Below are 9,669 nucleotides of genomic sequence, written 5' to 3' on the forward strand. Positions count from 1 at the left end.
ACCAAAATAAAATACACAACATTTTTTGCAGTAACTAAATCAAAATTAACATGGTTTTAACAGTCAAAATGTTAGATGAAATTTTGGATAATCTTGATACACATATAGAAAAATTGGCAAGAGAATCGTTTGAGAATTTGGAGGGGCCGGGAGGATTTGAGGAGAACATAGTATTTCTTCAAAATCAATTTGACATAAGATTAGAAAATAGACTTGCTGTAAAAAATAGCAGTATTCATCACTTAGAATCAGGAATGAAAAATAAAATTATTCAAAGAAAACAATTGATAATTAATAAGATTAGCAAACAATACAGAAATTAAAGAAATGCATCAAGACCCTGTTTTTGAGATTCAACATGTTGATTTCTTTCAAGAACTTGAGTCATTTTACCCCCCATAGATTTGGCAGCAGTCATTTTTCTTTTCCCAATCCAATAGTAAGTTTCATCAATAGTATTTTTTGCAATTAAAACAACAAGTTTACCAATACCTTTTCTGCCAGTTCTTCCTCGTCTTTGAATAAATCTTACAGAACTAGGAACATTGTCATAAAAAATTACCTGATTTACTTCTGCAATATCCAAACCTTCTTCTCCTACACGAGTGGCAATCAATACTCGAAATATTCCATCACGGAATTTTTGCACTGTTTCGATTTGTTTTTTTTGTTTTAATCCTGTATCACCTGCTTTTCCAATCAAGATTCCGGCACTGATTCCCAATTCAGTCAATTTATTGAAAATTAAGTCTACAGAATCTCGATAACTAGTAAAAATCAAAGCTTTGCCAGGAACAGAATCAATAATTTCTTTTAATTTAGGAATTTTTGAATGTTCGATTCCATGTGCCTGTGCTTCTTTTGCCAATCCTATTGCTTTTGTGAAATTAGGATCAAGCTCAAACAGATCCTTTACACCCACACCTTTTTTTGCTTTAGTGCGTTCACAGAATTTTAGAAAAGGAGTAATCCCATGAGCCTCAAGCATACTTAATGCATAATGGATTCGGATGGCCGTAAAAAGAGGCTTTGCAGAACGCCTGTTTTGATTTAATACAAATTGTCTAATTCGTAGTAATGCAGAAAGAGATTGTTGTTCAGCTAGACGAATTCCATTTTTTCTTAACAAATCATATCGTTCATCTAATGCAGTTTTTAGCAATGTTTGAATTGTTTTTAGTTCAGGTGGAAGTTCTACATTAATCCATTCAGTATTAGTTTCTTGAGTGTAGGGTTTTACATCAAGACTATCTTCTGTTTTTTCTGCAACACGTGAAATTCTTAGTTTTGTCAAGATTTCAGTAGCTTTTTCTTTTTCGCTAGGCAATGTTGCAGTCATTCCGACAATTCGAGCAGGGCTATTTTCAAACCATTTAGCAATTCCAGAATATGCATAATCTCCAATAGTTCTATGAACCTCGTCAAACACTACAAGATTAAATTGGACTGGAGAAACGATTTTGCGATTCAAATCATTTCTAGCAATTTCAGGAGTAGCACAAACAATACTATTATTCCACAACTTTGTTCTTTTTTGGATTGTGTCTTCACCAGTAATAATAGAAATATCATCTAAGGTTAAATTATTTTTTAAAAATTCATAATGTTGATTGACCAGAACTCTAGTTGGAGCTAAAAACAAAATGCCGCCAGTTCCTCTTTCCAGATATTCAGAAATTACATTTAATGCAACTGCAGTTTTCCCCAAACCAGTAGGTAAAACAACTATGCAATTTTCTGAAATTGCTTGATTTGCAAGATCAATTTGATAATCCCTTTTTTCTATAGAATCTTGTTTAACATATTTTTTTTTAATAAATTCAGTCATCGGTCAATTTAAGAACGAGATTTATTGATTTTATGCTTTCGTGTAACAAAAAACTATCCACCACTCAACAATAGATAAAGAATTCATGAAAAACAGGCATGAAATATTCAAAATTTCAACATAGGTAGTTTTTAAATCTCAAAAATAGGTATTTTGATTATCTATGCCTAAAAAGCATGAATCATCATCCAAGGAAATAGAAATAATGAGAAAATTCAAAGAAGAGTTACAAACACCATATTTGGAATTAGCTATAAAGAAAGAGGATCATAAAAAGAATAAAAAAATCAAGACAAAAAGTGATGTTTAGAAAACAATCAAGAACAATAATCAATTATCAAAAAATTTGAGATATGTTTTTGATCGCAATCAAATTTACATCAGCGTGATCCATATATTGAGCAGCTAAACAGAGTTTGTATGAGTTCTTTTGATAGACCAAACTGGGATGAATATTTTATGTTACAAGCAGAACTTGCCAAACTTCGTTCAAATTGTATGACAAGGCAAGTTGGTGCAGTAATCGTAAGAAACCACAGACAACTGGCAACAGGGTATAATGGAACACCACCAGGAATCAAAAATTGTTTTGAAGGAGGATGTAAAAGATGTCAGTTAAGAATAGAGGGGAAAATAGAATCAGGGGCATCATTAGACAGATGTTTGTGCAATCATGCAGAAGCAAATGCAATCATGCATTGTGCAATTCTAGGAATAGAGGCAGGAATAGAAGGAGCAGTTCTATACACGACGTTTGTTCCATGTTTGGAATGCACAAAAATGGCAATCACAATAGGAATTAGAAAATTTGTTTGTCTTGATGTATATCCTGAAACAGATTATGATTTATTGAAAGAAGCAGGAGTAGAGGTTATCAGCCTAGATAAGAATAAAATTAGAAAATGGGCAAAAGCACTAGTAAGCGAATACAATAATTCAGAGTGAGAAAATGCAAGTAAGTTTGCCAGATACTAAGAAAATTGAATCAATGCCAGCATCAATGTTAGTGTCAGCAACATATGACAACATTTCAAAATCAGCAATTTTAAAATTTTATGATCCAGAATCTAAAAAATTATTTTTATGGAAAGATGAAACAAATCATAAGCCATATTGTTATTCAAGATTATCTCCAGACGAATTAGATTTTCTCCAAGAGAGAGACGATATTTTAGAAATCAAATCAGTCAAAAGATATGATTTGATGAAAGACAAAGAAACAGACATGTCAAAAATTACTGTTGCAGATCCTTTAGCAATTGGAGGAACTGCAGGAGATAAAAGCATAAGAAATGTGATTGAAACATGGGAATCAGATATCAAATATTATGAAAATTATCTGTATGATAGAAAATTAATTGTTGGGAAATACTATGAAGTTACAAATGGAGAGTTAAAACCGCATGATCTAGAAATTTCTGATGAAGTAAAACTTGCGTTGAAAAGTTTGTTGTGGGATAAAGTAGATAGTGAAAGCATGGTTGATGCAGAAGAATTTAAAAGATATATTTCAGAATGGGCAGATTTGCTAAACCAACCAATACCAAAAATAAAAAGACTTAGTGTAGACATCGAAGTAGAAGCAGAGATAGGACGCATTCCAGATCCAAAACTTGCAGAAAAAAAAGTTACCGCAATCGGATTAAAAGGAACAGACGGATTTGATCAGATTTTTGTGCTCAAAACAGAAGGAACTGAAGAAGGAATAAACGAATTAGAACAGAACATCAAAGTTACATTTTATGAATCAGATAAAGAAAAAGAAATGATTCAAGATGCATTTGAAATAATGAAAACATTTCCATTCGTGCTTACATACAATGGGGATGAATTTGATTTGCCATATCTTTACAATAGAGCAGAAAGATTAGGAGTAAAAAACTCAGAAAATCCACTATACATGATGAGAGATTCTGCAACATTGAAAGAAGGAGTTCATCTTGATTTGTACAAAGTTCTTTCAAACAGATCATTCCAAATTTACGCGTTTAGTCAGAAATACACTGATTTTTCTCTAAACAGCGTATCAAAAGCATTGCTAGGCAAAGAAAAAATAGATTATGGATTAGAATTTGACGAGTTATCCCTCTATCAGACTGCAAATTATTGTTACAATGATGCTCTTCTAACATACGAGTTAACCAGTTTCAACAAAGATTTGATGATGGATCTACTCGTAATCATTGCAAGAATTGGGAGAATGCCAATTGACGATATTGCAAGAATGGGAGTATCGCAGTGGATTAGAAGTTTATTGTATTATGAACATAGACGAAGAAATTGTTTAATTCCAAAGCGAGAGGAATTGCAAAGAAGATCAGAAGGAGTAATGTCTGATGCAGTAATCAAAGATAAAAAATATCGAGGAGGGCTCGTAGTAGAACCAAAAGAAGGAATTCATTTTGATGTGGTAGTAATGGATTTTGCAAGTCTATATCCAAGCATCATTAAAGTCAGAAATCTATCTTATGAAACAGTAAGATGTCCTCATGAAGAATGTAAAAAAAACACAATTTCTGGAACAAATCATTGGGCATGTACAAAGAAAAACGGTTTGACATCTATGATTATCGGCTCGTTGAGGGATTTGAGAGTGAATTATTACAAGAGTTTATCAAAAAAAGAGACATTAACGGATGATCAAAGACAGCAATACACAGTAGTCAGTCAAGCACTCAAAGTAATTCTAAATGCTAGTTATGGGGTAATGGGAGCTGAAATATTTCCACTTTATTTTCTACCAGTAGCAGAAGCTACAACTGCAATTGGGAGACATACAATTTTAGAAACAATCAAAAAATGCGAAGGCGCAGGAATTGAAGTTCTATACGGAGACACAGATTCCTTATTTATCAAAAATCCAACTAAAGAACAGATCCAGATTGTAATAGAGCAAGCAAAAAAAGAACACGGTGTAGACTTAGAGATAGATAAGACATACAGATATTGTGTACTAAGTAATAGAAAGAAAAACTATCTAGGAGTAACAAAATCAGGTAAAGTAGATGTCAAAGGATTGACAGGGAAAAAATCACACACACCTGCATTCATCAAAAATTTGTTTTATGAATTAATTGACGTTTTATCAAGAGTTCAAACGATGGAAGACTTTGTAAAAGCAAAACAAGAAATCACTGAGAAAATTGCAACATGTGGTAAAAAAGTAGAAGCAAAAGAAATCCCATTAAAAGACTTGACATTCAATGTAATGCTAAGCAAGTCGCCTTCAGAATATGTAAAAACAATTCCTCAACACATCAGAGCAGCTAAGCAATTAGAATCAATAAGAGAAATAAAAAAGGGAGACAAAATTTCATTTATCAAAATACTAAACAAGCCAGGAGTGAAACCAGTAGAACTGGCAAAAAAAGAAGAGATAGATTCTAAAAAATACATGGAATTTATGGAGTCAACATTAGAGCAAATAACATCTTCAATGGATTTGGATTTTGATACGATGTTAGGAAAACCCAAACAAACAGGATTAGATGAATTCTTTTGGAGCTAGTGTAAAAATGGAAGTTGATGGGACACTTCTAACATTATTAGGAATAGCAGCAGGGGTTTTGATTTTAATGGGATGGGTTGAACAAATTTACAAAGGATACAAGACTAAAAGACTCAAAGATGTTTCCAAATTTTTAATGATTTTCATTGCAGTAGGTTCAATATTGTGGCTAATTTATGGCATCATCGTTGAAGACATATTCATAATTGGAACAAATACATCAGGTTTGGTTTTGATGATAATTGTATTAGGGATGAAAAAGAGATACGACATTCAAGCCAAAATATCATAATCAAAGAATAAATACAATGCAGAAAATTTCAAAGAAAGATGTTTGTAATTAATTGTAAAAATTATGAAGAGATTGCAGGAGATAAAATAGTGAAATTTGTAAAAACTGCAGAAAAGATTTCTAAAAAATATAAAATAAAAATAGCAATATCACCACCACAGCATCTAATTGGGGTAGTTTCAAATAGTTCAATTCTAATTTTGGCTCAACATGTAGATGACTCAAAAGTTGGAAGTACCACAGGATTTGTGGTTCCAGAATTATTAAAAAAATCCAAAGTCAAAGGATCATTGATTAATCACAGCGAACATAGAATTTCTAGCAAAGAAATTGAAAAATTAATTTCAAAATTAAAAGAATTGAAAATGATATCAATATTATGCGTAAAAGATGTTGCAGAAGTCAAAAAATATGCAAGATTGAATCCAGATTATATTGCAATAGAACCTCCAGAGTTGATCGGATCTGGTAAAGCAGTTTCTAAAGAAAAACCAGAGCTTATTGCCAAGGCAGCAGAAGCAGTAAAGAATGCAAAAAACGATACAAAATTACTTTGCGGTGCAGGAATTGTATCAGGCGAAGACGTCTCAAAGGCAATAGAGTTAGGATCAAGGGGAATTCTAGTAGCAAGTGGGATCATAAAAGCAAAGAATTGGGATAAGATAATGACCGATTTTGCCAAGTCAATGGTTTAATACCCCCTTTCTAAGATTGGTTAATCGTAAAAATGAAACCGGTATATGCGTTTGAAGAAGCAGACAGTAAAAAAAGAATGCTACTAGGAGGAAAAGGGGCAGGATTAAGCGAGATGACTCGACTAAAACTACCCGTGCCGCCGGGATTTACAATTACAACTGAAGTTTGTAACAAATATTATGAAAACAACAGAAAATTGCCAAAAGAGGTCATGCCAGCTGTGATGAAAAACATTGTCAAAATGGAAAAAAAGACAGGTAAAAAATGGAATTCTACTAAAAACCCACTATTAGTATCAGTTCGTTCTGGAGCAGCAATATCAATGCCAGGGATGATGGACACGATTTTGAATTTAGGATTAAATGAAAAAACAGTCGAAGGTTTTGCAGAACAAACGAAAAACCCACGATTTTCATGGGATTCATATCGAAGATTTATCCAATTATTTGGAAAAGTAGTATTTGGTGTAAATGATGAGAAATTTGATCATGTATTAGATGCTGCAAAAGCCAAGCAAGGGGTTTCAGATGATAGTAAATTAGACGTAGAATCACTAAAATCAATAGTATACGAATACAAAAAAATCTGCGAAGAGCATACCAAAAGAAAATTCCCAGATACTCCTGATGAACAATTAGTGTTATCCATAGAAGCTGTTTTCAAAAGTTGGATGGGGGAGAGAGCAATTGTTTATCGTGAAAAAAACAACATTACAAAAGATATTGCTAATGGAACTGCAGTAAATGTGGTTACGATGGTTTTTGGAAACATGGGAGATGACAGTGCAACAGGGGTAGTATTTACAAGAAACGGACATAATGGTAAAAAAGAGATAGAAGGTGAGTATCTCATCAATGCACAAGGAGAAGATGTTGTCGCAGGAGTAAGAACCGGAAAGAGCATTGAGATGTTAAAAAAAGACATGCCAAAATCATACAAAGAGCTAAGCAACGCATGTGCCAAATTGGAAAAACATTTCAGAGAACCTCAAGACATTGAATTCACCATAGAGCAAGGGAAATTTTACTTATTACAAACAAGAACGGCAAAAATGAGCGCAGCCGCATTAGTAAAAACTTCAGTAGACATGGTAAAAGAAAAATTAATTGATAAAAATAAAGCACTTATAAGAATTCCAGCACAACAATTAGAGGCATTGTTGCATAGAACAATGGATGAATCAAAAATTAAAAATTTCAAACAGTTGGCAAAAGGAATTGCAGCATCTCCAGGAGCTGCAAGTGGCATAGTGATATTTGATGTGAAAAAAGCAATAGAGTTAGGAGATGCAGGCAAAAAGATCATCCTAGTAAGAAAAGAAACAAAACCAGAAGACGTACCTGCGTTCTTTTCATCAGAAGGAATTTTGACTAGTTTAGGCGGTAAATCATCTCATGCAGCAATCGTTTCAAGAGGAATGGGCAAACCATGTATTGTAGGATGTCCAGAATTAAAAATCAATTATGAAAATAACACATGTACTGCAAATGGAATAACAATCAAAGAAGGAGAAACAATTTCTATTGATGGAAGCACAGGCACGGTATTTGTCGGAGAAGTTCCAACTGTAGAGCCAAAAGTGACAAAAGACTTTGAACAAATTTTAGACTGGGCCCAAAAGGCAAAAAAAATAGGGATTAGAGCAAATGCAGATACACCAGAAGGAGCAAAACTGGCAAGGCAATTCGGAGGTCAAGGAATCGGGTTGTGTAGAACAGAGAGAATGTTCAACGGTAGTGATAGGATTAACTTGTTTGTGGAAATGATAATGGCTGAAAATATCGAAGAAAGAAGCAAGATATTGAAAAAATTAGGCCAGCTGCAAAAAAGTGACTTTATGGAAATTCTAAAAGCCATGGAAGGTTATGAAGTGACAATCAGACTGCTAGATCCACCATTACATGAATTCTTACCAAACCCAGAAGAACTAGTTGAAAAAATTCAAAAATTAGAATCAAAAGGAGATGTAAAGGAAATCAATCAAGCAAAAACAGTTCTAAAAAGAGCAAGAGAACTTGCTGAGATTAATCCGATGATGGGACACAGAGGAGTTCGAGTAGGAATCACATACCCTGAAATCTATGAAATGCAAATTCGTGCAGTCTTTGAAGCATTAGTAGAATTGACAAAGGAAAAAGTAAAGGCACATCCTCAAATCATGATTCCACAGATTAGCAGCATTGCAGAACTAAACCACATTAAGAGAATCTATGATTCAATTAAGAAAGAGATGGAATCCGAACATAAAATGAAATTAAAAATAAACTTTGGAACTATGATCGAAGTTGTAAGAGCGGCACTAACGGCAAACGAACTTGCAACTACTGCAGAATTCTTTAGTTTTGGCACAAATGACCTTACGCAAGGAACATTTAGTTTTAGTAGAGAAGATGTCGAAGGAAAATTCCTCCCTGAATATATGGAAAAAGAACTTCTAGAAAGAAACCCATTCCAATCAATTGATGTAAACGGTGTAGGCAGCCTGATAAAAATGGGAGTGGCAGCAGGAAGAAGTCTCAGACCAAATATGGAAGTAGGAATTTGTGGAGAACATGGCGGAGATCCTAATTCAATTAAATTCTGTCATAACGCAGGCCTAAGTTATGTCAGTGCATCACCGCATAGAATTCCCATTGCAATAGTTGCAGCAGCACAAGCGGCTATTGAGCAACCAAAAACCAAATCAAAGAAAAAGAGAAAATAAATTTTTAAATTAATCAAAACAATCTCATATTCAATTGCTACCCAGAATTGATTCAATCAAACAAATTAGACAGAAAATAGGCATTACTCAGAAAAAACTTGCCGCAATGACTGGGGTAAGTACATCCATGATTAATCAAATAGAATCAGGAAGAAGTCAGCCAAGTTATGAAACAGCAAAGAAAATCTTTGAAAGTCTCACACAATTAGAAGGAGAATCATCATCTCACACAGCAGGAGATTTTTGCAGTAAAGATATTGTTAAACTAAAACCTGCAAACACTCTACATGATGCAATCAAGAAAATGCATCAACTATCAATTAGCCAGATTCCTGTTTTTGATAATTCTGATGTAGTAGGAGTAGTATCAGAAGACGGGATTGTAAAACACCTTGCAGATTTAGGAGAAGCAGAATTAAAAAAAGCGAAATTAGCAGACACTATGGATTCAGTACCACCCATAGTTGATTTTGACACACCTGCAAACGTATTAGTTCCATTAATCAGATATTCAAAATGCATTCTAGTTTCAAAAAAATCAAAAATTATAGGAATAATTACAGCATCAGACACCTTGAAAATGATGGAGTGATTATTCTTTAGGATCAGTATAGTAAAACGAGATTATCCGACTGGTGTTA

Annotated in this window: 9 protein-coding genes; 8 read left to right on the top strand and 1 reads right to left on the bottom strand. The window is 33.5% G+C overall.

Annotation, left to right across the window (positions count from 1 at the left end):
- The first annotated feature begins 50 nt into the window (after positions 1 to 50).
- Positions 51 to 323, top strand: a complete 273-nt coding sequence (locus OEW78_RS08595) for a hypothetical protein (RefSeq protein WP_300326897.1) — start codon at positions 51 to 53, stop codon at positions 321 to 323.
- On the opposite strand, the gene OEW78_RS08600 is transcribed toward OEW78_RS08595, so the two are convergent.
- On the bottom strand, positions 320 to 1,828 hold the full coding sequence (locus OEW78_RS08600) for a DEAD/DEAH box helicase (RefSeq protein ID WP_300326898.1): 1,509 nt from the start codon (positions 1,826 to 1,828) through the stop codon (positions 320 to 322). The two genes, OEW78_RS08595 and OEW78_RS08600, sit on opposite strands and share 4 nt — an antisense overlap.
- A gap of 163 nt (positions 1,829 to 1,991) precedes the next feature.
- On the opposite strand from OEW78_RS08600, the gene OEW78_RS08605 reads away from it, so the two are divergent.
- The 7 genes from OEW78_RS08605 to OEW78_RS08635 all read left to right on the top strand — a co-directional run bounded on the left by OEW78_RS08605 (position 1,992) and on the right by OEW78_RS08635 (position 9,620).
- Entirely contained in the window at positions 1,992 to 2,138 is a 147-nt protein-coding gene (locus OEW78_RS08605; protein ID WP_300326899.1) for a hypothetical protein, read from the top strand.
- Positions 2,139 to 2,248: 110 nt separating this feature from the next.
- Positions 2,249 to 2,773 (top strand): dCMP deaminase family protein, encoded by a 525-nt coding sequence (locus OEW78_RS08610; RefSeq protein ID WP_300326900.1) that lies wholly within the window; start codon positions 2,249 to 2,251, stop codon positions 2,771 to 2,773.
- A 4-nt stretch (positions 2,774 to 2,777) separates the two neighbouring features.
- Positions 2,778 to 5,336 (top strand): DNA-directed DNA polymerase I, encoded by a 2,559-nt coding sequence (locus tag OEW78_RS08615; protein WP_300326901.1) that lies wholly within the window; start codon positions 2,778 to 2,780, stop codon positions 5,334 to 5,336.
- A 7-nt stretch (positions 5,337 to 5,343) separates the two neighbouring features.
- The gene (locus OEW78_RS08620; protein ID WP_300326905.1) at positions 5,344 to 5,628 is read left to right on the top strand and encodes a SemiSWEET family transporter; all 285 of its coding nucleotides are present in this window, start codon (positions 5,344 to 5,346) and stop codon (positions 5,626 to 5,628) included.
- A 38-nt stretch (positions 5,629 to 5,666) separates the two neighbouring features.
- The gene (tpiA, locus tag OEW78_RS08625; protein WP_300326902.1) at positions 5,667 to 6,323 is read left to right on the top strand and encodes a triose-phosphate isomerase; all 657 of its coding nucleotides are present in this window, start codon (positions 5,667 to 5,669) and stop codon (positions 6,321 to 6,323) included.
- Positions 6,324 to 6,355: 32 nt separating this feature from the next.
- Entirely contained in the window at positions 6,356 to 9,028 is a 2,673-nt protein-coding gene (gene ppdK, locus OEW78_RS08630; protein WP_300326903.1) for a pyruvate, phosphate dikinase, read from the top strand.
- A 34-nt stretch (positions 9,029 to 9,062) separates the two neighbouring features.
- The gene (locus OEW78_RS08635; protein ID WP_300326904.1) at positions 9,063 to 9,620 is read left to right on the top strand and encodes a CBS domain-containing protein; all 558 of its coding nucleotides are present in this window, start codon (positions 9,063 to 9,065) and stop codon (positions 9,618 to 9,620) included.
- Positions 9,621 to 9,669 lie beyond the last annotated feature (49 nt).

Source organism: Candidatus Nitrosopumilus sp. (genome assembly GCF_029882185.1).
In the GTDB taxonomy this organism is placed as follows: domain Archaea; phylum Thermoproteota; class Nitrososphaeria; order Nitrososphaerales; family Nitrosopumilaceae; genus Nitrosopumilus.